This window comes from Lysinibacillus sp. GbtcB16, assembly GCF_019091145.1.
In the GTDB taxonomy this organism is placed as follows: Bacteria; Bacillota; Bacilli; order Bacillales_A; family Planococcaceae; genus Lysinibacillus; species Lysinibacillus fusiformis.
This window is the reverse complement of the sequence record NZ_JAGXJV010000155.1, coordinates 1-406: the sequence shown is the minus strand read 5'-3', so window position 1 is coordinate 406 and position 406 is coordinate 1. Positions and strand designations below refer to the sequence as shown.

Sequence of the window (406 nt, the reverse complement as noted above, 5' to 3'; positions counted from 1 at the left end):
TTAAAAAAAGCCGAATTAACGGCTCTTTGTTCTTCGTTAGACTGAGGGTGTACTGGGTGCTTTTGTAAATGTTGGAACCCCATCATAACTAATTGTAAATTCGATTTCCCCTTTAGAGTTAGCATCGCCACCAGGTGATTTTATTTCACTCATAGTCGCTCTACCTTCCCATTTATCCCCGTTAGGTTCTGTCACACGGAAATCCGTTTTACGTTCTGGCCCTACTTTGTTTATTTTGCTTAAGATATAATCTTGAGCTTCATCACCATAATAACGATGTCCCTCGAATCCATATGACATCATAAATCCTGTAATATCACGTTCTGCTGCTCCACCACCATTATAGTAGTAGTTTTCGTCACTCTCTTCATTGTTATCTGGATCAACTGAAGTAATCCCTACTGCA

Annotated in this window: 1 protein-coding gene; it reads right to left on the bottom strand. The window is 39.7% G+C overall.

Annotation, left to right across the window (positions count from 1 at the left end; all coding sequences use genetic code 11):
- Window positions 1-36 precede the first annotated feature (36 nt).
- Window positions 37-406 (bottom strand): phage tail tube protein (locus tag KVT27_RS23805; RefSeq protein WP_217582090.1); only part of this gene is annotated, 370 nt, incomplete at its 5' end.